General features: G+C 67.6%; 20 protein-coding genes and 1 tRNA gene. 10 read left to right on the top strand and 11 right to left on the bottom strand.

What is annotated here, in order from left to right:
- Positions 1-214: 214 nt before the first annotated feature.
- The 7 genes from BCY78_RS15730 (at position 215) to BCY78_RS15705 (ending at position 6,585) form a co-directional block, all read left to right on the top strand.
- The gene (locus tag BCY78_RS15730) at positions 215-874 is read left to right on the top strand and encodes an ABC transporter ATP-binding protein (RefSeq protein WP_068303849.1); all 660 of its coding nucleotides are present in this window, start codon (positions 215-217) and stop codon (positions 872-874) included.
- A complete protein-coding gene (locus BCY78_RS15725; RefSeq protein ID WP_068303847.1) occupies positions 852-2,669 on the top strand; it encodes a hypothetical protein in 1,818 nt (605 codons plus the stop codon). Before BCY78_RS15730 ends, BCY78_RS15725 begins: the two co-directional genes overlap by 23 nt.
- Before the next feature lie 8 nt (positions 2,670-2,677).
- A complete protein-coding gene (gene map / locus BCY78_RS15720; RefSeq protein WP_068303845.1) occupies positions 2,678-3,427 on the top strand; it encodes a type I methionyl aminopeptidase in 750 nt (249 codons plus the stop codon).
- A 237-nt stretch (positions 3,428-3,664) separates the two neighbouring features.
- A complete protein-coding gene (locus BCY78_RS15715) occupies positions 3,665-4,603 on the top strand; it encodes a sulfurtransferase (RefSeq protein WP_068303843.1) in 939 nt (312 codons plus the stop codon).
- Positions 4,603-5,718, top strand: coding sequence for a YeeE/YedE family protein (locus BCY78_RS15710; protein WP_068303841.1), 1,116 nt, complete (start codon positions 4,603-4,605; stop codon positions 5,716-5,718). The genes BCY78_RS15715 and BCY78_RS15710 overlap by 1 nt, the downstream gene beginning before the upstream one ends.
- Positions 5,715-5,876 carry a hypothetical protein gene (locus BCY78_RS25870; RefSeq protein WP_199523170.1) on the top strand — a complete coding sequence of 54 codons (162 nt, stop codon included), beginning with the start codon at positions 5,715-5,717 and terminating at the stop codon, positions 5,874-5,876. Before BCY78_RS15710 ends, BCY78_RS25870 begins: the two co-directional genes overlap by 4 nt.
- Positions 5,877-6,018: 142 nt before the next feature.
- A complete protein-coding gene (locus BCY78_RS15705) occupies positions 6,019-6,585 on the top strand; it encodes a hypothetical protein (protein WP_068303839.1) in 567 nt (188 codons plus the stop codon).
- A gap of 52 nt (positions 6,586-6,637) precedes the next feature.
- On the opposite strand, the gene BCY78_RS15700 is transcribed toward BCY78_RS15705, so the two are convergent.
- The 7 genes from BCY78_RS15700 to BCY78_RS15670 form a co-directional block, all read right to left on the bottom strand.
- Positions 6,638-7,561, bottom strand: coding sequence for an alpha/beta hydrolase fold domain-containing protein (locus BCY78_RS15700; RefSeq protein WP_068303837.1), 924 nt, complete (start codon positions 7,559-7,561; stop codon positions 6,638-6,640).
- Between the two features lie 72 nt (positions 7,562-7,633).
- Complete coding sequence (cobU, locus tag BCY78_RS15695; protein WP_068303835.1) at positions 7,634-8,164, bottom strand: bifunctional adenosylcobinamide kinase/adenosylcobinamide-phosphate guanylyltransferase; 531 nt, start codon at positions 8,162-8,164, stop codon at positions 7,634-7,636.
- Positions 8,149-8,676 (bottom strand): alpha-ribazole phosphatase family protein, encoded by a 528-nt coding sequence (cobC, locus tag BCY78_RS15690; protein WP_068303833.1) that lies wholly within the window; start codon positions 8,674-8,676, stop codon positions 8,149-8,151. Before cobC ends, cobU begins: the two co-directional genes overlap by 16 nt.
- Positions 8,667-9,410, bottom strand: coding sequence for an adenosylcobinamide-GDP ribazoletransferase (gene cobS, locus BCY78_RS15685; protein WP_068303831.1), 744 nt, complete (start codon positions 9,408-9,410; stop codon positions 8,667-8,669). Before cobS ends, cobC begins: the two co-directional genes overlap by 10 nt.
- 4 nt (positions 9,411-9,414) lie before the next feature.
- Positions 9,415-10,419 carry a nicotinate-nucleotide--dimethylbenzimidazole phosphoribosyltransferase gene (cobT, locus tag BCY78_RS15680; RefSeq protein WP_068303829.1) on the bottom strand — a complete coding sequence of 335 codons (1,005 nt, stop codon included), beginning with the start codon at positions 10,417-10,419 and terminating at the stop codon, positions 9,415-9,417.
- Between the two features lie 78 nt (positions 10,420-10,497).
- Positions 10,498-13,056: an ATP-binding protein gene (locus BCY78_RS15675; protein ID WP_068303827.1), complete on the bottom strand. Its 2,559-nt coding sequence runs from the start codon at positions 13,054-13,056 to the stop codon at positions 10,498-10,500.
- A gap of 96 nt (positions 13,057-13,152) precedes the next feature.
- On the bottom strand, positions 13,153-14,313 hold the full coding sequence (locus BCY78_RS15670) for an RsmB/NOP family class I SAM-dependent RNA methyltransferase (RefSeq protein ID WP_068303825.1): 1,161 nt from the start codon (positions 14,311-14,313) through the stop codon (positions 13,153-13,155).
- A 114-nt stretch (positions 14,314-14,427) separates the two neighbouring features.
- Between BCY78_RS15670 and BCY78_RS15665 the strand changes: the two genes are divergently transcribed.
- Together BCY78_RS15665 and BCY78_RS15660 are read left to right on the top strand one after the other, a co-directional pair.
- Entirely contained in the window at positions 14,428-15,234 is an 807-nt protein-coding gene (locus BCY78_RS15665) for a hypothetical protein (protein WP_068303823.1), read from the top strand.
- A 63-nt stretch (positions 15,235-15,297) separates the two neighbouring features.
- A complete protein-coding gene (locus tag BCY78_RS15660; RefSeq protein WP_068303821.1) occupies positions 15,298-16,473 on the top strand; it encodes an aminotransferase in 1,176 nt (391 codons plus the stop codon).
- Between the two features lie 101 nt (positions 16,474-16,574).
- On the opposite strand, the gene BCY78_RS15655 is transcribed toward BCY78_RS15660, so the two are convergent.
- Positions 16,575-18,119 (bottom strand): trimethylamine methyltransferase family protein, encoded by a 1,545-nt coding sequence (locus BCY78_RS15655; RefSeq protein ID WP_068303819.1) that lies wholly within the window; start codon positions 18,117-18,119, stop codon positions 16,575-16,577.
- 243 nt (positions 18,120-18,362) lie between these two features.
- Between BCY78_RS15655 and guaA the strand changes: the two genes are divergently transcribed.
- Positions 18,363-19,934 (top strand): glutamine-hydrolyzing GMP synthase, encoded by a 1,572-nt coding sequence (gene guaA, locus BCY78_RS15650; protein WP_068303818.1) that lies wholly within the window; start codon positions 18,363-18,365, stop codon positions 19,932-19,934.
- A 114-nt stretch (positions 19,935-20,048) separates the two neighbouring features.
- On the opposite strand, the gene BCY78_RS15645 is transcribed toward guaA, so the two are convergent.
- From BCY78_RS15645 to BCY78_RS15635, 3 genes are all read right to left on the bottom strand, one after another.
- A complete protein-coding gene (locus tag BCY78_RS15645) occupies positions 20,049-21,737 on the bottom strand; it encodes a glycosyltransferase family 2 protein (RefSeq protein WP_139103191.1) in 1,689 nt (562 codons plus the stop codon).
- Positions 21,738-22,438: 701 nt separating this feature from the next.
- A tRNA-Ser gene (locus BCY78_RS15640) sits at positions 22,439-22,528 on the bottom strand.
- Positions 22,529-22,602: 74 nt separating this feature from the next.
- Positions 22,603-23,031: a cupin domain-containing protein gene (locus tag BCY78_RS15635; RefSeq protein WP_068303814.1), complete on the bottom strand. Its 429-nt coding sequence runs from the start codon at positions 23,029-23,031 to the stop codon at positions 22,603-22,605.
- Positions 23,032-23,113: the final 82 nt, after the last annotated feature.

Here is a 23,113-nt window from a genome sequence, read left to right as displayed (position 1 = left end):
GGATGTCGGCGCTCCGGTCGCGGATGTAAAGGGCGTGGCCCCTCTGTTGCGGTCCCGTCAACCATTTCTACACGCAGTTTTCACTACCGTGGGCCGGGGCTTTGCGGCATACTCGGGACCGGATCCCGGCCCCGTTGGGCCGCAAGAACAGCCCGCAGAACCCGTGTGCCGCCGTCGGTGGACCGAAAACGGGGCGGGCAATCGAGGCGCATCGATGCTGGAGTTCTACAACGTCAGCAAGTCCTTCTGGACCGGCAAAAGTCGCAAGGTCATCCTGCACGAGGCATCGTTCCGCGTGGAGTTGGGCCATTCTGTCGGCATTCTGGCCCCGAACGGCACCGGCAAGACGACGATCATCAACATGATGGCCGGGTTGGAGAAACCTGACGACGGCCGCATCACCCGCGATTGCCGCGTGTCCTTCCCGCTGGGCTTCATGGGCGGCATCAACCACCGCCATACCGCCACCGAGAACGCGCGCTATATCGCCCGGCTCTACCAGCTCGATCCCGACGAGGTGGAGGCGTTTTGCCGCTGGCTGTGCGACATCGGCGATTACTTCGACATGGCGGTCGGTACCTATAGCCAGGGCATGCGCTCGCGCTTTGCCTTCGCGCTGATGCTGGCCATTGAGTTCGACCTCTACCTCGTTGACGAGGGGATGCCCGCGACGACGGATGTGAAATTCAACAAGCGCGCGGGCGCGATCCTGAAGGAACGGCTGGAGAATGCGACGGTGCTGATCGTGTCGCACCAGGCCGAGACCTTGGAGAAGTACTGCCAATCGGCCGCCGTGTTGCGCGACGGAAAATTGTCTTTCTTTGACACGCTGGAAGAAGCAAAAGCCCTCTATGACTACGACACCCAAAGCTAGGCGCTTCCGGCTGCGGCTGGGCGAGGAGACGACCGGCGGCCTGCGCACCAGCGTGGCCCCGCAACGCAACGCGTCCACCGGCGCCGGAGCCAGCACGCCCGAGACGGCGCAAACGCCCGCCGCCGCGCGCCCGGAAAGCGCCCGCCCCTCGGCGCAGGCCACAAACCGCAGCGCCGCCGCTCCGCGCGACGCCCTGTTCGACGAAGAGACCGACGCGCCACAACAACGCGCGCCGCGTCCGGCAGCCGAGGCCCCGGCGCCTCGCCCCGCCCGCAGCGCCCCCGAGAGCCAAACCGCACGCACGCCCGCCAGTTCCGTGCCGGCCCCGGCCCCGCAGACCGCCCCCGCCGTCACCGGCGAGACGCAATCCGACGAGGAACTGACCGGTCGCCAGCTGCGCATGGCCATGCGGGTCGCTCAGCGCAACGGCATCAAGGCCAGCTCCGGTCTGGAAGCCGTGCGGATGCTGCGCAAGCAGGGCATCGACCCGTTCGAGCGTTCGACCCTTCTGGACATCGTCAAGGAAGAGGGCTCCAAAAGCCGCGCGCTGACCACGACCGAACAGCCACAACTGCCCAAGGCCTACCGCGAAGCCCCGCCCCCCGCGATGCCCGAGGCGAACCCCGCGCTGAAGCAACGCAAGGCCGAGGTCTCGCGCATCCAGAAGGACATCCGCAAGCGCCGTCGCCGCCGGATGCTGCTGCTGATGGCGCGGCTGGGGGTCTTCGTCACCCTGCCAACCTTGATCGCCGCGTGGTATTTCTTCTTCGTCGCCACCCCCCTTTACGCGACCAATTCGGAATTCGTGATCCAGCAGGCCGACAGCAACTCGGGCGGCAGTGCTGCCGGTGCCTTGTCGGGGCTGTTCAGCGGCTCGGCCATGGGTTCCAATCAGGATTCGATCACCGTCCAAAGCTATCTGCAATCGCGCGACGCGATGCGACGGCTCGATGCCGAGGAAGGCTTCAAAGCCTATTTCCAGCGCGAAGAGATCGACCCGATCCGCCGCCTGCCCGCCGACGCCACGGATGAAGCCGCCTACCGCCTCTACAACGACATGGTGCAGGTCAGCTTCGATCCGACCGAGGGCATCATCCGCATGGAGGTCATCGCGGCCGATCCCGAAACTTCGGAACGCTATGCCCGTGCGCTGATCAGCTATGCCGAGGAACAGGTCGACAACCTGACCCAGCGCCTGCGTGAGAACCAGTTGAGCGATGCCCAAGCCTCGGTCGATACGGCCGAACAGCGCATGAACGAGGCGCAGTTGCGGGTGCTGGAGCTGCAGGAACGCTTCCAGATGCTCTCGTCCGAGGTGGAGGTCACGCTGCTGACGCAGCAGATCACCAATCTCGACACCCAGCTCAATCAGGAGCGGCTGTCGCTGGGCGACCTGCGCGCGAACCCGCGGCCCAATCCGGCCCGTCTGGAACAGGCCGAACGCCGCGTGTCGACATTGGAGCGCCAGATCGCCGATTTGCGGGCCAGCCTGACGCAGGGCGGCGACAACGCGCCCTCCATCGCCCGCCTGCAACGAGAGCAGGTGATGGCCGAAAGCGATGTGGCGACGCGGCAGATGTTGCTGGCGCAGGCCATGCAGCAGCTCGAATCCGCCCGGATCGAGGCCAACCGGCAGGTGCGCTACCTTTCCTTGGGCGTCAGCCCCGTGGCCCCGGACGAGCCCACCTATCCCCGCGCCATCGAGGATACGGCGCTGGCCTTCCTGATCTTCGCGGGGATCTACCTGCTGATCTCGATGACCGCCTCGATCCTGCGCGAACAGATCACCGGATAAGACGAACGATGACCATCACTCAGGAACACGAGCTGGACGGCATGCGCGTGATTGGCCGCATCGTCGCCAACACGTTGCAGCGCATGGGCGCCGCCATCGAGCCCGGCATGACCACCGCCGAGCTGGACGCGATCGGCCGCCAATGCCTTGACGAGGCCGAAGCGGTCTCGGCCCCGGAAGGCGAATACGGCTTCCCCGGCGCGACCTGCATCTCGGTCAACGAGGTCATCGCCCATGGCATCCCCGGCGACCGGGTGATCCGTGCGGGCGATCTGGTGAACATCGACGTCTCGGCCTCGAAGGGCGGGTATTTCTCGGACACCGGCGCGACCTTCCGTGTGGGGCCGGTCCGTCCGCAGCTGGACCGGCTGTGTAAGGACGGCAAGAAGGCCATGCAGATCGGCATCGCGCAGGTCGGTGCCGGCAAGCCGCTGGGGGGCATCGGGCAGGCCATCGGCCGCTTCGCCGACCAGCGCGGCTATACCTTGGTGCGCAACCTCGCCAGCCACGGCATCGGCCATTCCCTGCACGAGGAACCCGGCGAGATCCCGACCTGGCCCGTCCGCTCAGAACGGCGGCGCATTCAGGACGGGCTGGTGCTGACGGTCGAGCCCTTCCTTTCACTCGGTGCCCTCTGGGCCGAGGAGGCCGACGACGGCTGGACCCTTCTGGCAGAACCGCCCGCCCCGGCCGTGCAGTACGAGCACACGATCGTCGCCACCAAGGGCAAGCCGATCATCCTGACCTTGCCCGGCTGACCGCCCCCTGCGCCCGGGAACGTTGAACGGGCGAAATAAGACATATCCTCTGCCCCTTTGCCCCCGGTGCCGATGCCGTCCCCCTGCCTGCGGGACGGCAGGACCGGCGTTCCGCTGCCCTGCCCGCACCGAAAACAGCGTTCCGCCCCTGCCCCCACACGCGCGGGGTTCGCCCCTTGCCGCGCCCTGCCCGGCCTGCCACATCCCGCTCAAACACGGAATTCACGGAGTCACGCGATGAAACGTCTCGCTCTCACCGCCGCGCTGGTCACCACGCTGTCGCCCCTCTCGGCCATCGCCACGCCGGAGGGCTGGTCGCCGCTGCTGGAACCCGCGCAGCTGAACGCGCTGCTGGAAGAATACGGCGAGGATATCCGCGTCGTGCAGATCACCGGCGAATACACCGAGGGCCATATCCCCGGTTCCGGCTGGTCGCCCTATGCCTCGTGGCGCTCGGACATGCCGAACCCTGGCGCGCTGCGCGACCTTGGCCACCTGACGACCGTCGTGCAGGAGCTGGGCATCGACACCGATACGCCGACCGTCGTCGTCCATGCCGGCCGCGATGCCACCGACATGGGGGCCGCCGCGCGCGTCTACTGGACCCTGCGCTCGATGGGGATCGAGGATCTGGCGCTGCTGAACGGCGGTCTGACCGCCTGGCAGGAAGCCGGTCTGCCGGTCTCGACCGAAGAGGCCTCGTTCTTCCCCTCCGACTATCAGGGCGAGTGGCATGACGACTGGCGCGCCACCACCGACGAGGTGCTGGAGATGGCCGAAACCGGCAGCGCCACGCTGCTGGACGCCCGCCCCGAGGGCTTCTTCGAAGGCCTGACCTGGTCGGTCGCCAGCCCCGGCACCATTCAGGGCGCCGACAACCTCGAGTATTCCGATTTCTTCGACGGCACCCGCATGGTCGGCGCCGAGGACATCCGCCGCATCGCCGCCGAGGATGGCTTCACCGGGGGCACCACCACCGTCAGCTTCTGCAACACCGGCCATTGGGCCGCGATCAACTGGTTCGCGCTGAGCGAACTCGGCGGCTATGAGGACGTGCGCCTCTATGCAGAGAGCATGGCGGAATATGCCGATGGCGAGCACCCGCTCGACCATGCGCCGAACCGCCTGCAATACCTGTGGCGTTCGACCACCAACTGGGTCTCGGAGCTGTTCTGATGCTGCTGCGTCGACTTGGACTGGGCGTCCTCGCCCTTCTCGCCGTGGGCGCGGTGGCGGTTGCTGCCGGCCCGCGGTCGGGGCTGCTGCTGGCCATCGGCATCGGCTTCGGGCTGGTGCTGGAGGGCCTGCGCTTCGGCTTCGCCGGCCCCTGGCGGATGATGATCGTCGAGCGTGACGGTCGTGGCCTGATCGCGCAGATCCTCGCCATTGCGCTGACCGCCGCCGTCGCCTTCCCGCTTCTGGCCGCGAACCCGCTGGAACTGGCCCCTGCCCATGCGCCCATCGGCATCGGCATGATCCTCGGCGCCTTCGTCTTCGGCGCGGCGATGCAGGCGGTCATGGGCTGTGGCTCGGGCACCTTGGTCAACGCGGGCTCTGGCAACCTCATCGGCCTCGTTGCGCTGGTGGGCTTTGTCGGCGGCGCCTTCCTCGGCACGCTGAACGCGGATTTCTGGGCCGGTCTGGGTCAGGCCCCGCTGATCTCGGCGCAATCGCTGGCAGGCGGCGGCATTCCCGGCCTCTGGCTGACGCTGGGCGCGCTGGCGGTCTTCGCGGCCGTGGTCGCCGTCACCTCGGCCAAGGGCAAGCGCATCCCCGCGCCGCGCCTGATCGCCGCTGCCGCCCTGCTGGCCGTGCTGGCCATCGGCAACCTCGTCGTCGCGGGCCAGCCTTGGGGCATCGTCTACGGTCTGGGCCTGTGGGGCGCGAAAGTCGCCACCGCGATGGGCGCTGACCTGTCGACCACCGCCTATTGGGCCACGACAACCAACGCCGCGCAGCTCAACGCGCCGATCCTCACCGACAACACCTCGCTCACCGACATCGGCCTGATCCTTGGCGCCTTCCTCGTGATGCGCGGCCGCAAGGCGCCGGGCGCCCCGGTGGCCCCGCTGGCGCTGCAGGGCTGGGTGCTGGTGCTGATCGCGGGCCTCGTGCTGGGCTATTCCAGCCGCGTGGCGCTGGGGTGCAACGTCGGGGCCTTCTTCAGCGGCATCTCCACCGGCTCGCTGCATGGCTGGGCTTGGTTCGTGGCGGCCTTTGTGGGCTCGATGCTGGGGCTGAAACTGCGCCCGCTGGTGCTGATCCCGGCCCGGAAGGCGGTGACCGCATGAGCCGCCCCCTCGTTTCGCTGATCGCCCTCGTGGCCGTCGCTGGCCTGCTGGTCTGGGACAGCGCCGCCACCGGATTGCCCGACCCGTTCGACTTCCCCGCCCCGGTGGCGCTGGGATCGGGGGCGGCGCCCACAGGCGGCCATTGCACCGCCGGCTAATCGAAAGGGCCCCCGTCGCGGGGCCCTTTTTCGTTGACCGGCAATTGAACGCCGGGCCTCCCTCAGGCGACCTAATGCCACTGGCACCGTCCGGCCCGCGCGGCTAGGCTGCGCCCAAGTTGTTTCGCTAAGGGAGATTTCCATGCGCATGATTCACGCGGCAGCCCTCGCCGGCGCCCTCGCCCTGTCGGGCTGTATTGATGTCGACATGACCGCCACCATCGAAGGCGCCGATCAGGCCACCGTCAACGGCCACATGATCGTGCAGCGCCAGATGCTGGACATGATGGGCGGCGGCGAAGCCTTCTGCCCGGCCGATGAAGGCGGCACGCTGACCACCACCGATACCGAGGCCCGCTGCGACGTGATGACCTCGGGCAGCTTCGCCGAGGTCTTCGAGGGCGAGCCGGGCGAACCCACCCCGACCGCGACCGATCTGGGCGATGGCACCGTGCGCGTCGTGTTCCCGGTCGGCCAGATGGGCGCCGACACCGAAGAGATGCGCAACGACCCGCAGATGGCGCAGATGATGCGCCCGATGCTGGAGGGCCACAGCTTCACCATCCGCCTTGCCGGCGCCGAGATCGTCTCGACCAATGGCGAGATCTCGGAAGATGGCACCTCGGCCTCGTATACCTTCCAGCTGGTCGACATCCTGAACCCCGAGGTTCAGCTGCCCGAGACCTTCGAGGCCGTGATCCGCTACTGATCGCTGCGCCGATTCCGATGATGCAAAAGGGGCCCCGCGGGGCCCCTTTTCCTTAGCCGTCTATGGCTGCCGCAGCGAAATCCGCCAAGGCCTGCGCGATGCGGTCGAAGCTGTCCTTGGCGCCGGGCGACATGTGTCGCGCGCGAAGGTAGCCATGCACCAGCCCCGGCTCTTCGGTCAGCGAGACCTCGATCCCGGCCTCGGCCAGACGCGCGGCATATTCCACCCCGCCCGAGGCCAACGGATCCGCCTCGGCCGTGAAGATCGCGGTCGGCGGCAGCGCGTCGTAGTCCTCGGCATCGAGCGGACGCGCGGTCACGTCGCCCACCGGCACGCCATCCGAGTAGCGCACCGTCTCATAATACAGCACTTCCTCGGCGCTGAGCATCGGTGCCTTGGCGTGGCGCGTGAACGAGGGCATGTCATGCCCGCCCAGCCCCGGATAGATCAGCACCTGCCCGGCCAGCCCCGGCCGATGCGCGCTGACCGAAGCCGCGAGCGTCCCCCCGGCACTGTCGCCTGCCAGCACCTTCGGCCCCGGCACCGCATCGACCACGGCGAGGCAATCGTCATAGGCCGCCGGGTGGCGATGTTCCGGCACCAGCCGGTAGTCGACGGCGATCATCGTCAGCTGCGCCTGTTCGGCCAGTTCCGCGACGATGGCGTCGTGGCTCTCAAGGCCCCCGACGACGAAGCCGCCGCCGTGGAAATAAATCCCGGTGACGCCCCCTTTCGGCGCGGTCGGCGTATAGCGGCGGCACGGGACGCCGGCGATGGTCTCGTCTTCGGCGGTCAGCCCTTCAGGATGCGGGCCATCGAAATCGGCGCAGAGCTTGTTGTAGAACTCGCGCTGCTGGGCGACCGAGAAATTCACCGCATCGGGCGGATAGGCGGCCTCGGTGCGGGCAATGAAATCGCGGATCTCAGACGGCAGCCAGCCGTAATCGGTGATCGTCTCGATGGTCTCGTCGCTCATGGCCGGTCCTTTCGCCTGCGTCCTGAGGCATGGATCACGACCGGGCCCCTCGCCGTCAAGGGGCGCGCGACGTCACAGCGGGGGCAATTGCCCCTTCAGAACCATCGGCAGCCCCGCCGCGGTGAAGGCCACCGTGTCCGCAACAGCCGCAACCTGTTGGTTGAGCCGCCCCGCCGCATCCCGGAACCGGCGGGCCAAGGCATTGTCCGGCACGATCCCAAGACCCACCTCGTTGGCGACGAGAACCGTCACGCCTTGCCGGTCCCTGAGGGCGTCCAGCAGCGCCTGCGCTTTAGCGTCCAGATCATGTTCGGCCAGCAAGTGATTGGTCAGCCACAAGGTCAGACAATCGATCAGCACCGGCTGGTCGACGGGAACAGCCGCCAGACACCCGACCAGATCCAACGGTGCCTCGCGTGTTTCCCAGCCCAGACCGTCGCGTTGCGCGCGGTGCAAGGCGATCCGCTCGCGCATCTCGTCATCCCAAGCCTGCGCCGTGGCGATGTAGACGGGCCGCGCCCCGGCGGCGAGGGTGACGCGCTCGGCCAGCCCGCTCTTGCCCGAGCGCGCGCCGCCGAGGACCAGCGTCACAGCGCGGGCCATGTGATCCTCCGCCAATGCCCGAACTCGGTCTTGGCGTTCCAGGCATCGGCCTCGCCCACCGCCGAGAGCGCGGCCTTGATCACGCCCGCATGCGTCACCACCAGCGCCGGCACCGGCCCGCGCGCGACCTCGGCCAAAGCCGCCTGCACGCGCGTCGCCAATTGCTTGACCGACTCGCCGCCGTGCGGGGCCGCGCCGAGGAAATTGTCGCGCCAGGCGTCCAGCTGATCGCGCGGGATGATCTCCCACGGCATGCGTTCCCAGCGACCGAAATTCATCTCGATGACCCGGGTGTCGACCGTCACCTCGATCTCGCGCCGCTCGCCCAAGGCCCGCGCCAGTCGAAGGCAGCGCGACAGTGGCGAGGCGATGATCGTCGTGAAGTCAGGGAGTTCCGCGTCGATCCTCTCGACCTCGGCGTCGAAATCATCGCACAGCGACAGGTCGGTGCGACCGTAGCAGATGCCCTCGTCGACATCGGGGCGGGTGTGGCGCAGGAGGATCAAAGACATGCCAGCACCCCTAACAGGAACCCGAGGTCGCCCGCAATCTGTGACGCCCCGAGGATGTCACCGGTGATCCCGTGAAGGCGTCGCATCGCCCAGCCGCGCACCGCCCATTGCGCCACGACGAGGCCGATCAGCCCGCCGATCAACGCCCAGCCCGCCGCCCAGAGCGTCAGCGCCCCGGCCAAGGCCATCGCCGCGATCAGCGCCCAGCGTTCCGCGCCCATCGGGCCGGTCATCCCGGTCCCCGCACCTGAGGGGCGCAGATACGGCCCCTTGCGCAGCATCACTGCCATGCCCGCGCGGCTGAGCCCCTGCCCGGCGATCAGCGCCACGGGCGCCAAGCCACCCAACGCCGCAAGCCCCGCCACCCGTGCCGCCAAGGCGATGCCGAGGGCGATGGCGCCGAAGCTGCCAATCCGGCTGTCGCGCATGATCTCCAGCGCGCGCTCGGTCGGGCGGCCCGAGCCGAGGCCGTCGAACGTGTCGGCCAAACCGTCCTCATGCAGCCCGCCCGTCAGGAACAGGCCCAGCGTGACGGCGGCCAAAGCGGCTAGAACGGGCGTCCAAGCCCAGGCGGCCAGCACCCAGACCCCGGCGCAGAGCGTGCCGATCAACAGACCGATCAAGGCGAACCAGCCGGGCGCGCGGGCGAAATCCTCGGCCTCCAGCGGGCCGGCCGGGATCCGGGTCAGGAAGGCCAGTGCCGCGCGGGCGCCCCGGAGGGTGTTGACCTTCATCCGCTCAGTCGTCGCGGTTGGTCACGCCGGCGGATTCGAAGCTGGCCATGTCGGTCATCATCGCGCAGGCGGCCTTGAGCAGCGGCCAGGCCAGCAGCGCCCCGGTGCCTTCACCCAGACGCATGTCCAGCTCCAAAAGCGGGTCCGCCTCCATGTAACCCAGCACCGCGCGGTGACCGGATTCGTGCGACTTATGCGCGAAGACCATGGCACGGCGGCTCTCGGGCTCCAGCTTCGACGCCAGAAGCGCGGCCGAGGTGGCGATGAAGCCATCAACGATCCCCACGCGGTTTTCCCGCGCGGTCTGCAGCATCGCCCCGGCCATGGTGACAATCTCGAACCCGCCGTATTCCACCATCGCCTGCGCCGGCGTCAGATCACCCGTGCGCGCAACAGCTTGGGTCAGGATGGTCATCTTGTGGTTCAAGCCGGCGTCGTCGAGGCCCGTGCCCCGCCCGACCAGATCCGCCAGCGGCAGGCCGGTCAGCTTATGCGCCAGCGCGGCGGCGGTGGCGGTGTTGGCGATGCCCATCTCGCCAAAGGCCAGCGCCTGCCCCTTGGCCGCCGAGGCCAGCGCGGCGCCATTGTCCAGCGCTTGTTGCGCCTGCTCGGCCGTCATCGCCGGACCCTCAAGGAAGTTCGCGGTGCCGGGCGCGATGCGGCGGTCGATCAGCTTCGGATGGTCGATCCTGTCACCCGCGACGCCCGTATCGACGACCTGCAGCGCGACGTTGTTGACCTTGGCGAAGACGTTGGCGGCAGCCCCATCGGCGAGGAAATTCAACACCATCTGGCCCGTCACCACCTGCGGGAAGGCCGAGACGCCGGAATGGGCGATGCCGTGGTCGCCGGCCATGATCGTCAGCGTGCACTCGGTCATCACCGGGGCCACGGTCCCTTGCAAGAGCGCGATCTGCTCGGCCAGCGTCTCGATACGCCCCAGCGCGCCGAGGGGCTTGGTCTTGGTGTCGATGGTATGGCGGATCTGAGCGGCGAGCGTATCGGTCACGGGCGTGGTTCCAGGCTGGACGAAATCGCTTCCTTCCTAACAGGCCGGACCCGCGTTGCAAGCACCGGGGGCGACGGCTCAACGCCGGTGGGCGACCCCGGTCTGGTCCAGTTGCCGCGCGATCGTCTCGCTCAGATCCTTGAGAGAGAAGGGTTTGCCCAAGAATACCGAATGCGGGATGCGGCGCATCGCGGCGCTGAGCGTGTCCTCGGTATAGCCCGAGACAAAGACCACCGGCGTGCCGGGCCGGTCGATCAGCGCCTCGGCGACCCAATTCGGGCCATCAACGCCGGGCATGATGACGTCGGTTACGAAGAGGTCGATGCCGATCTCAGAATCCTTCAGGAAATCGAGCGCCTGCTCGCCATCCTGTGCCTCGAACACCTGATAGCCCTGAAGACGCAGCGCGCGGGCGGCGAAGGCGCGCACCGGGGCTTCGTCCTCGACCAGCAGGACCGAGGCACCTTGGGGGCCCGGCTCCGGCGTGGCGGCGGGCGTCGCCGGGGCCGCAGGCTCGACAAGGACCGCGTCCTCCGTCACCTCGGGCTCGGGCGCGGGCATCGGCGGCAAGGTCTTGCGCGGCGGATCAAGGCGGACTTCGGGTTCAGCGGTTTCGGCTGCGAAATAGAGGGTGAAGGTGGTCCCCGCCCCCTCGACCGAGTCGGCGAAGATGTAGCCGCCCATCTGCTTGACGATGCCGTAAGCGGTGGAGAGGCCCAGCCCGGTGCCCTCGCCCACCTTCTTGGTGGTGAAGAAGGGTTCGAAGATCTTGTCGATGATATCGCGCGGGATGCCGATCCCCTGATCGACGACGCGGATCAGCGCGTAATCCCCGGCCGGCAGGCGCGCGCGACCATGTTCATGGCCGTCCGTCAGGTGCCGCGCTTCGGTCTCGATCCGGATCGTGCCGCCCATCGGCATGGCGTCGCGGGCATTCACAACGAGGTTCATCAGCACCTGTTCCAGCTGCCGACGGTCGGCGCGGATGTTGCGTACCTCGGGGTCGTGCGACAGCGCCAGTGTGATGCGTTCGCCAACGAGGCGCGTGAGCAGATGGGTCAGTTCCTCCAGCAGGCTTTCGACCGAGAGGACCTCGGGCTTGAGGGTCTGCTTGCGCGAGAAGGCCAGCAGCTGACGCACCAAGGCGGCGGCGCGGTTGGCGTTCTGGTGGATCTGCAACAGGTCGCTGTAGTCAGGATCGAAACGGTCGCGGTTCAGCAGCAGCAGGTCGCAATGGCCGGAAATAGCGGTCAGCAGGTTGTTGAAATCATGCGCGATCCCGCCGGCCAGCTGGCCGATCGCCTGCATCTTCTGGCTTTGCACGAAGCGGGCTTCCAGCGACTTCAGCTCGGTCGCGTCCGAGACGATGGCCACCAACGAGCCTTCGGCCCCCGCACCATGGGCCCGGCGCAGGATGATCTGCACGAAGGTTTCCTGCCCGGTTAGCACCGCGCGCAAGACCTCGGGCCGGCCCAAAGCCCGACCGGCGCGCGCATCGTCCAGCCAGTCCGAGACCGGGCGGCCCAGCCCCTCGACCACTTCCCAGAAATGCCGCGGCTCGCCGACGGCAAGACCCAGAAGCGCGCGGGCGGAGCGGTTGGTTTCCTCGACCTGACCCTCGGGCGAGATCTGCACCAGAGCGACCGGGATTTCCTCGAACACCGAGCTGGGCGGCGCAACGACAGGTTCCTGCGCCGTCGTGCGCGCGGGCAGCAGAATGACATCGACCAAGCCGTCACGGGCATGGACCGGCAGGGCCTCGACCGATTGGCCATCGGGCAGCGTGACCGGAATCGGCGGGACCATCCCGTCGCGCAGGGCACGCTGCACGGTGGAGAGGATCGTCTGTTCGGCGCCCTTGGCCTGCGCCAGCTGGTCGCGTGCCAAAGCGTTGAGGCGCACGATCTCGCCATCGCGGGTCAGCACCGGCATGCCGAGCGCGTCGAGCCCCCGACCGCCGCCGCGCATCAGCGTCGAGAAGTGCCAGATCCGCAGGTCCGCGTCGCCCCCTGCCCCGTGAACAGAGACCCGCAACCCCCTGTCCTGACGCCAGAACTCCCGCGTGGCCGAGCCGCGGCGCAGCACCTCGATCAGCAGCGTCTGCACAAGATGCCCGCTGTCCACCACCCAATTGGCCAGCCGCGCGGCGGGATCGGCCTCGTCGGCGGCGGCGGCGTTGGCAGCGCAGGGGCTGCCGTCGGCATAGGTGACCGAGACGGGGTCCGGGTCCTCGGCGATCGACAGCGCCAAGGCCTCGCTGACGGCGACGAGCTGGCGGGCGGCGGCAGCAGCGGCGAGCGCCGAGCCCGCGGCCAACAGGCCCAAGGTCGCGGCCGAAGTGGCGGCGACCAGCCCGGCGGCCGAGAAATCGTTCATCGACAGGCCGACCGCCAGCGCGGCCATGACGACGCTGCCGAACGCCATCCAACGCCCACCCGGCGCGAGTTTCCGCAACGGCTCCAGAAGGTTGAGGCCGCCCCCGCCGTGTTCACGAGTCGCGGGCGCACCGGGCATCGGGATATCCGCCATCGGGCGTTCGGCGCTGGAGGTATCGACCAAGGTGCCGCGCCGGACAGCCTCGCCGGACAGGGTGTCAGGCAGATCGTCGAGCGTGTTCTGGCGGGCCTGAAGGGTCATGATCCCGGTGTACTGGTGAACAAGTTAAACCGATGTTAACGACTTAACCATACCACCCCAGGTTGTTCCCGCAAGCCTGCGCTTCGCGCCGGGCTCTCAATCGCGTTGCAGAAGGGCCAGATAGAAGCCGTCACCGCCGTCGAGCGGCGTCAGGCTGCGCTCGGACAGCAGCCGGAAGCCGGGATGCGCGACAAGGAAGGCCTCGATTCGCTGGCCGTTCTCCTCGGGCAGGAGGGAGCAGGTCGCGTAGCCCAGCACCCCGCCCGGCGCCGTCAGCGCGGCGCAATGCGACAGGATCTGATCCTGGATCGCGTTCAGCTCGGTCAGACGCGCTTCGGTGAAGGCCCATTTCGCCTCGGGCGCGCGGCGCCAGCTGCCTGAGCCGGAACAGGGCGCATCGGCGAGGATCGCGGACCATAGGCCCTTCGGCGCGCCGTCCAGCACGGTGACCCAAGCGCCCGCACGCTTGGCACGGGCGGGCAGATCGGACATGCGGCGCGGGTCGATGTCATGGGCGCTGACGCTCAGCCCCTCGGCGGCCAAGGCCAGCGACTTGCCGCCACCGCCCGCGCAATAATCCAGCACCGGCCCCTTGGGCGCGGCCTGCACGAAGTCGAGCGCGATGGCTTGGCTGGCGGCATCCTGCATCTCGATCCGCCCCTCGGCCAGCGCGGCGCTGTTGCGCAGGCGGCGGGGGTTGGCCACGACCTCCAGCGCCGTGGCGGCCAGCGGATGCGGGCGGGCCTCGATGCCGTCCTTGGCCAGCTCGGCCATCACCTTTGCCGGTGTCGCGCGCGCAGTGTTGACCCGCAGGAAGATCGGCGCGCGGTCCTGCATCAGCGTCAGCACCGGCGCCGCGCGATCCTGAAGGGCGGCGTGAAAACGGGGCAACAACCAGTCCGGACAGTCGAGGGCCACGGCCTCGGGCAAAGCGGGCGCGTCCGTGTCGAAGAGGGCGGCTTCCTCAAGCGTCAGGGCGGCGGGGGCATGGCCTTCGCCGGTCCACGCAGGCTTGGTGCCCGCCTTGCGCGCAAGGCCCAGCATAAGGCCGCGGCCAGTCTCGCTGCCACCGAGCGCGGCGGCCGAGCGGCGTTGACGAACGGCCTGGAACACCAGATCGCGGACGGCCTCGCGGTCGCCAGAGCCTGCGAAACGACTGGCGCGGCCCCATTGCGTGAGCGCGGCCTCGACGGGTTGGCCCGAGAGCCATTGGTCGAGCAAGAGGATGGCAGCGGCGTCGCGGGCGGCAGGGGTCATGGCATCTGTTCCTTGGGCTGGGCCCCTGATGCGACGTTGCGCCCGTTTTCGCAAGCCTTGCGCCGGCCGGCAGTGCCGCCTAGCGTGCGCCGACATTTCCCGGTGGATCCTTTCGTGGCGCTCATTCTTCTGCTCCTTGCCGTTGCCCTTTGGCTGGCCCTGTCCTTTGTCTTGTTGAGGATGTTCGCCGCCCCCATGGCCGGGCAGTCCCGCCGGACGCGCCGGGTGATGGCGATGGCCGCGGCGGCGGGCTTTCTGGGGGCGCTGGTCTGGGGTGTGGCCCTGCCCGGCTCCCTCGGGATCGAGGCGCCGGCGCTGGTGATGCGGCTGGCAGGCGCGGCGGGGTTGGCAGCGGGGGTCGTGCTGATCACGGTGATGCGCCGCCCTTCGCCCGCGCGGGTGCGCTTCGGATTGGGGATCGTGGCGACGGGCCTTGCGCCGATGTTGCTGCTGATGAATGCCCATCGCGATTGGGGGACGCCGGGGGGCCTGCCCTGGGTTCTGGGGGTCGTGTTCACCGCCCTGTCGATCGGCGCCACGCTGGAGATGGTGAAATCGAAAGACCTGCGCCCTGCCCCGTCGCCCGGCGCTTTGGAGCGGCTCCTCTGGGCCGTGCTGATCGTGTTGAGTGCGGTTGCGGCCGTGGTGCTGATGCTCGGTCCGCTTGTCGCGGAGCCGGCGGCGGGATGGATAGGCAACCGGGCTGCCAGCAATGTGCTGGGCGCGATCCCGTTGACGCTGTTCATGATGGGATGGATGGCCCGAAACCGAGCGATGCTGGCGCGCCCGGCGGGGATCGGCTGCGCGGTGCTCGGGCTCTGGGGGCTGGCGGCTGTGGTGCTGGAGGGCGGGCCGCTCTGGTTGGGCATGGTACTGGGCACTCTGGGTCTGTTGGGCGGGCTGCGGGCGCTGCGGCCCTGAGCCTGACCGCTTGCGGGCGTCCCGGCCTTGCGGCAGTCTGGCCGCGACCAACGCGAGCCCGACATGACCCTACTTCTGAACCCCGCCTTTGCCGCCACCTTCGCGCCCCCCGTCATGGAAGCGCGCCGTTGGCTGACCGAGACCACCCTGCCCGAGGGCGTCTCGTTGATGAACCTCTCGCAGGCCGCGCCTGTCGACCCGCCCCCCGCGCCCATGCGCGCCGCCATGGCCCGCGCGGTCGAGCAGGACCCGGATATCCATCTTTACTCGCCCGTCCTTGGCAACGGCCCGCTTCGGGAACGCCTCGCCGCGCGCATTGCCGCGCTGTATCAGGGGACGGTTGCGCCGAAACAGGTCGCGCTGACCTCGGGCTGCAATCAGGCCTTCTGCGCCGTCATCGCCACGCTGGCCGGTCCGGGCGACGAGGTGATCCTGCCGACGCCGTGGTATTTCAACCATGTCATGTGGCTGTCGATGACCGGCGTAAAGGCCGTGCCTCTGCCCACGGGCGCCGGGCTGCAGCCGGATCTGGAACAGGCCGAGGCATTGATCACGCCGCGCACCAAGGCGATCACGCTGGTCACGCCGAACAATCCCGGCGGGGTGGAATACACGCCCGAGCTGCTGGCGGCCTTCGCCGAGCTCTGCACCCGCCACAAGATCGCGCTCATCGTCGACGAGACCTATCGCGATTTCCACACCCAGGACGGTGCGCCGCATGGGCTGTTCCAGAACCCGGATTGGGATGAGAGCTTCATCCATCTTTATTCGTTCTCGAAGGCCTACCGGCTGACCGGGCACCGGGTGGGCGCCATCGCGGCCTCGCCCGCGCGGCTGGCCGAGATCGAGAAGTTCCTCGACACGGTGACGATCTGCGTCTCCGGGCCCGGCCAGATGGCGGCGCTTTGGGGGTTGGAGAATCTGGAGGACTGGCTGGCCGGTGAGCGAGCCGAGATCCTGAAGCGGCGCGCGGCGATGCTGAATGGGTTCGGCGCGGTCGAGGGCTGGGAGCTGCTGGGCTGCGGCGCCTATTTCGCCTATGCCCGCCACCCCTTCCCCGAGGCCTCGCCCGAGGTGGCGAAGCGGCTGCTGGCCGAGGTCGGTGTGCTGATGCTGCCCGGCACGATGTTCCGCCCCGAGGGCGATGCGGCGGGCCAGCGCGAGATGCGCATCGCCTATGCCAATGCCGATGTGGCGCAGATCGGCGAGCTGATGACGCGGCTGAAATCGGTGCGCTGAGGCGGCTTGGCGGGAATGAAGAACGGCCCGGGCGCAAGCCACGGGCCGTTTTTCTTGGGTCGCGAAAGGTGGGGTGAAACCCCACCCTACGGGCGTTGCGCTTAACCGAAGGCGTCGGGCTCGGAGGCCTTGCGCTGGTCGACATAGGCCTGCAGCGCCTCGGCAATGCCGGGATCCAGCGCCGGGGCCTGGAAATCGCCCAGCAGCTTCTTCACGCGGACATTGGCCAGCGTTGCGGAATCGCGCGCGCCTTCGTCTTCCCAGGTTTCGAACGGCTTGTAATCCAGCACGTCCGAGCGCCAGAACGCCGTCTTGAAGTTGTCCTGCGTGTGCTGGCAGCCGAGGAAGTGCCCCCCCGGGCCGACTTCGCGCAGCGCGTCCATCGCCTGACCGTTCTCATCCATCGAGACGCCCTTGGCGATATGGTGCAGCGTGCCGAGCTGGTCGGCGTCGAGCACGAATTTCTCGTAGCTCGACACGAGGCCACCCTCGAGCCAGCCGCAGGAGTGCAGCATGAAGTTCACGCCCGCCAGCAGCGCCATGTTCAGCGTGTTCGCGGTCTCGTAGGCCGATTGCGCGTCCGGCAGTTTCGAGCCGCAGAACGAGCCGCCCGACCGGTAGGGCAGACCCATGCGGCGGGCGAGCTGGCCCGCGCCATAGGTGATATGCGCGGCTTCCGGCGTACCGAAAGTCGGGGCGCCCGAGTTCATGTCGATCGAGGTCACGAACGCCCCGAAGATCACCGGCGCGCCCTTGCGGATCAGCTGGCTGTAGGCCACGCCTGCCAGAACCTCGGCCAGAACCTGGGTCAGGGTGCCCGCGACCGTCACCGGCGCCATGGCGCCGCCGACGATGAAGGGCGAGATGATCGCGGCCTGGTTATGCTTGGCATAGACCTCAAGCGCGCCCATCATGACGTTGTCGAAGGTCAGCGGCGAGTTGATGTTGATGAGCGAGGTCATCACCGTGTTCTGTTCGACGAAATCGTCACCGAACAGGATCTTCGACATCTTCACCGAATCCTCGGCGCGCACCGGCTCCGTCACCGACCCCATATAGGGCTTGTCGGAAAGGACCATATGGGCCTGCAGCATGTCGAGGTGACGCTTGTTCACCGCGATATCGGTCGGCTCACAGACCGTGCCGCCCGAGTGGTGCAGCCACTTGGACATGTAGCCCAGCTTCACGAAGTTGCGGAAGTCTTCCATGGTCGCGTAGCGGCGACCGCCCTCGTTGTCGCGCACGAAGGGCGGGCCATAGACCGGTGCCAGCACCAGGTTCTTGCCGCCGATCTCGACGTTGCGCGCGGGGTTGCGGGCGTGCTGGGTGAAGTGCGACGGCGCGGTCTTGCACAGCTCGCGCGCCAGACCCCGGGGAATGCGCACGCGCTCGCCGGTGACATCAGCCCCGGCATCGCGCCAGCGCTGCAGGGCGGCCGGGTTCTCGACGAAATTGACGCCGATTTCTTCGAGCACCGTCTCGGCGTTGTACTCGATGATCTCGAGGGCCTCGTCATTGAGGATCTCGAAGTTGGGAATGTTGCGCTGGATGAACTTCGCGGTGTCCATCGACACCGCCGTGCGTTCCGCCCGGCGCGCGGCACCGCCGCCTCCTCGCGCACGACGCTCGGTCCTGACTTCGCTCATGACATATGCTCCCGGCAAATCGGTCTTGGCTCATGCTGATAGGATGAGGGGCCCAAAGTCGATGCGTCGGAAACGTCCTTTGCGGCACAAAGGCGACATTCCCCCGCGAAGCTGCCCTCAAGCGGCCCCGCAGGGCCCTTTCGCGCCGCCACGTCACACCGCCCACCTGCCCTTCGACCATTGCAGGACAGGCCTGCGCGCGTAGCCTCTTGTGATTCTGCCGGACGCGCGCTACGCGACGGCATGACACAGCTTAGCCACGACCGCCTTCTCATCATCGACTTCGGGTCCCAGGTGACGCAGCTGATCGCGCGTCGTCTGCGCGAGCTGAATGTCTACTGTGAAATCCACCCGTATCAGAACGTCACCGACGCTTTCCTGAAGGACTTCGCCCCCAAGGCGATCATCTTCTCGGGCGGGCCGGACAGCGTGACCCGCGAGGGCTCGCCGCGTCCGCCGAAAGCCGCCTATGACATGGGCGTGCCCATCCTCGGCATCTGCTATGGCCAGCAGGTCATGATGCAGGATCTGGGCGGCCGCGTCGAAGCGGGCCAGAGCCACACCGCTGAATTCGGCCGCGCCTATGTGAAGCCGACGGATCTGAAGACCGACCTGTTCAACGGCTGGTTCATGGATCCCTCGGGCCGTGAGCAGGTCTGGATGAGCCATGGCGACCATGTCGCCGAGCTGGCCCCGGGCTTCGAAGTCTACGGCACCTCCTCGGGCGCGCCCTTCGCGATGACCGCGGACCTGTCGCGTCGTTTCTACGCCGTGCAGTTCCACCCGGAAGTGCACCACACGCCGAACGGCGCGACGCTCTATGAGAACTTCATCAAGCTCGCCGGTTTCTCGGGCGACTGGACGATGGGCGCCTACCGCGAGGAGATGATCGCCAAGATCCGCGCGCAGGTCGGCGACAAGAAGGTGATCTGTGCCCTCTCGGGGGGCGTCGACAGCTCCGTCACCGGCATCCTGCTGCACGAGGCGATCGGCGATCAGCTGACCTGTGTGTTCGTGGACCACGGCCTTCTCCGCCTCAACGAGGCCGAGCAGGTGGTGAAGATGTTCCGCGAGAACTACAACCTCAACCTGATCCATGCCGATGAGAGCGACCTGTTCCTCGGCGCGCTGGAAGGCGTCTCGGACCCCGAGGTCAAGCGCAAGACGATCGGCAAGCTGTTCATCGACGTGTTCCAGAAATACGCCGACCAGATCGAGGGTGCCGAGTTCCTCGCGCAGGGTACTCTGTACCCGGATGTCATTGAATCCGTGAGCTTCTCGGGCGGCCCCTCGGTCACCATCAAGTCGCACCACAACGTGGGTGGCCTGCCGGAGAAGATGGGCCTCAAACTGGTCGAGCCGCTGCGCGAGCTGTTCAAGGACGAGGTCCGCGCGCTGGGTCACGAGCTGGGCCTGCCCGCCTCGTTCATCGGCCGCCACCCCTTCCCCGGGCCGGGTCTGGCGATCCGCTGCCCCGGCGAGATCACCCGCGAGAAGCTGGACATCCTGCGCAAGGCCGATGCGATCTACATCGACCAGATCCGCAAGCACGGTCTCTACGACGAGATCTGGCAGGCCTTTGCCGCGATCCTGCCCGTGCGCACCGTGGGTGTGATGGGCGACGGCCGGACCTATGATTACGCGCTGGCGCTGCGGGCCGTGACCTCGGTCGACGGCATGACGGCGGATTACTATCCCTTCACCCATGAGTTCCTCGGCGAGACCTCGACGCGGATCATCAACGAGGTGCACGGGGTCAACCGCGTGTTCTACGACTGCACCTCGAAGCCGCCCGGAACGATCGAGATGGAATGACCTTACCGACCCCAGCGGGTCGAGACGGGCGCCCGTGACGCCTTTGGCACCGACTTTGCCAAAGCGTCGCGGGTGTTTTCATGTCAGGGGCACGACCTCGCCGGCACGGTGCTGTCAGGCCTGTCCCCGGTCCCGGCTGGCCCGGTAGGCCCGCCGCAGGCCATTCAGCCGGAGTTGCAGCATGGCGATCAGCAACAACGACACCAGATACAGCCCGAACCCTTTCCATGTCCGCTGACGCAGGACCACGCGGCCAGTGCCCGGGATTTCCTCCAGATAGCGGCGGCGGGTGCCGAGGTAATGCTGCGGATCGTCGATGATCGGATCGGGGCCATCCGCTCGGGCCCAGCTTTCCAGCCGCAGGAAATCCCGCGCCGAGCTGGGTCGGAAGGGAAGCGAGCCGACCGGATAGCGCGTCATGCCCTCGTCGATGACCTCGCCCTTCGAGACGAGGGACCGCAGCTCTTTCAGCACCTCCGCAGGCTTCAGCGCCGCGATATGCTCCGGTCCTTTCATGAAGTCCCGCATCGCCCGGATCCCCATGATCTGCCGGTCGATCTGCAGCCGGACGAGGGCATTCTGCGCGATCTGACGAAGCGAGCCGGACGAGATCTCCAGCGGCAAATCCGACTGTGCCCGCATGATCAGGTCATTGCGGATGTCGAAATACAGGTAGATCGGGTTGCCGACCTCGGAATGGGCAAGGTGAAGATGCGGCGGGACCAGGGTGGGGCATCCCGCGGCCCCGCTCTCCAACCCGAAGGAGATGTCGTCACGCTTGATGAACAGGGATTCCGGCGGCAGGGGCCCGGCGGCATCGATGTCGACCATCAGCGTCCACCAGCCGCTGTAATCCACCAGCCGAGGCGCATAGAGCTGGCCCCTGTCCGCGCCGTCAAGCAACAGGTCCTCATTGTGCAGATTGAGGCCCAGCACGCGATCCCGGTCGACATCGGCGCCCTGTTCCTTGATCCTGCGCGCAGGTGTGTTCAGGATCTCGGCCAAGGTGCCGATATGTTGGCCCTCCGAGAGGCAATGCAGCGCGTAGAGGCGCTGCGGCAGGTCCGGTCCCAGCACGATATCATCGTCCATGATGACAAAGTGACGATGCCCGGCGGCGCGGAAATGCGCGAAAGCCGTCAGGAAGCCGCCGGTGCCGCCGATATTGTCGCGCATCACCTCGGTCGCGCCAGGCGCCGCGACGGGATCTCCGTTGTTCACGACAAGAAGGTCGAAGAGCCCGGCCTTCGCCGGTGGGCTGGCACGCAGCCCTGCCAGCGTCTCGGCGAGGTATTCGGGCTTGTTGTAGGTCGTGATCGAGATCCCCAGCGGCGTCGCAGGGCCGTGGAACGGGGTCTCCCAACAGGCCTCGAGAAGCTGCGCGTCCGGGCTGAGGTGCAACAGAACCACGAGCCTGCCGCTACCCTCCTGCAGATCCACCGTCAGTCCGAGGCTGCAGCCCCCCTGCCCGTCCGCCGTGCCGAGTCTTTCGCTCTGTCCGTCCGGCTGTACCCGGCGCAGGTCCAACGTCGCGTCGCCTGCCGCCAGCGTGACCCTCACACGCGCCGTGCGCAGCCCGATCTGGTGATAGTGGGCTTCAGGGAAAGCGTTGATCGCACTATCGAAATCCAGCGCGAATCCTTGGCCCGCAGGTGCAAGTGAAACAGCGCAGGATGCCTTGCCTGCGCCGGCATACCCGTCGCGCAGCACCAAGTTCATCAGTACGAGATCACCGTCCGGCCCGAAGCAGGGCGCATCGCGCAGTCCCTTCCCCAGACGCTCCAATATGGCGTCGGCACTCATCGTTTGGGCGCCCTGCAATCTGGAAAGCCAGCATCGCCAATGGGCGTCATAAAGGCCGAGAGGAACATCATGGGTCCGGGATCGTCGCGAATTCGCGCCGACTGTAGCCTGATCGCTGCCGACAGGCCATGCCCTCAGGGCGACGGCTCGGTCCCGGTCGATACACTGCTTGGATCGACGGTCTTGTCCAGGTCTGACGGACTACCGAACCACAGGAGAATCATGCGCCACCGACGACACGTGGACGGTCGAGCGGCGTCACCTGACTTGAGAAACGGCTGATCGTACGCGGGCAGGCCTACCCGCTCTTCGTAGACTGGACCCGGCCTTCGGGAAGGAATTCACCGGCGCCGCTGACCATACGGCCCGGGCCCCGCTGGCTTGGCCCGCCCCCAATCACAATCGCGGAGGGCTGTGTCATCTCCGAGGACCGGTCGTCGTCGATGCGCGACTGGCTCACCCCGCCATGGTGACGCCTGTGTCGGCACGGATAGATCGTGAAAGACGCGGTCAACGCCGGACATCCCAGGCCAATCGTCGCCCCCGGTGCCGTGGCCTGTGAATCCCGCAGATCGGTGTCGTGTCGTGACAGAACCACCGCTCGCCAGCAAGGATCAGCGACGCAAGACCCGTCGACGTCCAAGAACCGGCTTGGCACTGGCAAGACGGGACATCGGCGCTGCTGAAATTCAGGGAGTTGATGGCGGAGAGACAGGGATTCGAACCCTGGGTGGGCTCTCACCCACAACGGTTTTCGAGACCGCCCCGTTCGACCGCTCCGGCACCTCTCCGCGCTTCGGTGGTCAACGTGGGGCGGATTTAGCGAATGCGTCGGATGGGTGCAAGGGGGGATCGTGCAGAAAATTCAACTCTCTCGCGGGATGTCGAAATCCGGGGGCGCGAGGGTGAAGCCGGCGAAGTCGAAACCGGGCGAAACGGTGCAGGAAACAAGGGTATAGTCCCCCGTCGAGCGCGCGGCCTGCCAGTGATGCGGCGGCACGATGAGCTGCGGCTGCTGGTCCGGGATCGCGGGGCCGAGGAGGCGGTCGGTGGCGGGGCCGTGGTCAGTTTCGCTGGTCGAGAGGATCAGCGGGCTGCCGGCATGCCAGAGCCAGATCTCGGTCGAATCGACACGGTGCCAATGCGAGCGCTCCCCGGCCTTCAAGAGGAACAGGATCGCCGTGCCGGAGGGCCTTTGGCCGGGTTCGGCCGGCGCCCGCCAGGTCTCGCGGTAATGGCCCCCTTCGGGATGCGGCTGGAGATCGAGGGCGGCGATGAGGGCGTCGGGGGTCATGGGGGGAGGATGCGAGAGGGAGCCAGGAGGATCAAGGCCGGGATTGAGGCTCTCCCCTCACCAACCGCCCGCCCGGCGGTCC

The sequence above is a fragment of the Pararhodobacter sp. CCB-MM2 genome, assembly GCF_001691415.1.
In the GTDB taxonomy this organism is placed as follows: Bacteria; Pseudomonadota; Alphaproteobacteria; order Rhodobacterales; family Rhodobacteraceae; genus Pararhodobacter.
This window is presented reverse-complemented; position numbering and strand designations above follow the sequence as displayed.

Excerpts from the sequence above, each read along its gene's own strand:
- cobU (WP_068303835.1), bottom strand. The coding sequence starts at position 8,164 with ATGGCCCGCGCTGTGACGCTGGTCCTCGGCGGCGCGCGCTCGGGCAAG.
- BCY78_RS15675 (WP_068303827.1), bottom strand. The coding sequence starts at position 13,056 with ATGACCCTTCAGGCCCGCCAGAACACGCTCGACGATCTGCCTGACACC.
- BCY78_RS15700 (WP_068303837.1), bottom strand. The coding sequence starts at position 7,561 with ATGAGCGACGAGACCATCGAGACGATCACCGATTACGGCTGGCTGCCG.
- BCY78_RS15710 (WP_068303841.1), top strand. The coding sequence starts at position 4,603 with ATGCTGCTGCGTCGACTTGGACTGGGCGTCCTCGCCCTTCTCGCCGTG.
- BCY78_RS15645 (WP_139103191.1), bottom strand. The coding sequence starts at position 21,737 with ATGAGTGCCGACGCCATATTGGAGCGTCTGGGGAAGGGACTGCGCGAT.
- BCY78_RS15715 (WP_068303843.1), top strand. The coding sequence starts at position 3,665 with ATGAAACGTCTCGCTCTCACCGCCGCGCTGGTCACCACGCTGTCGCCC.
- BCY78_RS15725 (WP_068303847.1), top strand. The coding sequence starts at position 852 with ATGACTACGACACCCAAAGCTAGGCGCTTCCGGCTGCGGCTGGGCGAG.
- BCY78_RS25870 (WP_199523170.1), top strand. The coding sequence starts at position 5,715 with ATGAGCCGCCCCCTCGTTTCGCTGATCGCCCTCGTGGCCGTCGCTGGC.
- BCY78_RS15660 (WP_068303821.1), top strand. The coding sequence starts at position 15,298 with ATGACCCTACTTCTGAACCCCGCCTTTGCCGCCACCTTCGCGCCCCCC.
- BCY78_RS15655 (WP_068303819.1), bottom strand. The coding sequence starts at position 18,119 with ATGAGCGAAGTCAGGACCGAGCGTCGTGCGCGAGGAGGCGGCGGTGCC.
- guaA (WP_068303818.1), top strand. The coding sequence starts at position 18,363 with ATGACACAGCTTAGCCACGACCGCCTTCTCATCATCGACTTCGGGTCC.
- cobC (WP_068303833.1), bottom strand. The coding sequence starts at position 8,676 with ATGTCTTTGATCCTCCTGCGCCACACCCGCCCCGATGTCGACGAGGGC.
- BCY78_RS15635 (WP_068303814.1), bottom strand. The coding sequence starts at position 23,031 with ATGACCCCCGACGCCCTCATCGCCGCCCTCGATCTCCAGCCGCATCCC.
- map (WP_068303845.1), top strand. The coding sequence starts at position 2,678 with ATGACCATCACTCAGGAACACGAGCTGGACGGCATGCGCGTGATTGGC.
- cobS (WP_068303831.1), bottom strand. The coding sequence starts at position 9,410 with ATGAAGGTCAACACCCTCCGGGGCGCCCGCGCGGCACTGGCCTTCCTG.
- BCY78_RS15670 (WP_068303825.1), bottom strand. The coding sequence starts at position 14,313 with ATGACCCCTGCCGCCCGCGACGCCGCTGCCATCCTCTTGCTCGACCAA.
- BCY78_RS15730 (WP_068303849.1), top strand. The coding sequence starts at position 215 with ATGCTGGAGTTCTACAACGTCAGCAAGTCCTTCTGGACCGGCAAAAGT.
- BCY78_RS15705 (WP_068303839.1), top strand. The coding sequence starts at position 6,019 with ATGCGCATGATTCACGCGGCAGCCCTCGCCGGCGCCCTCGCCCTGTCG.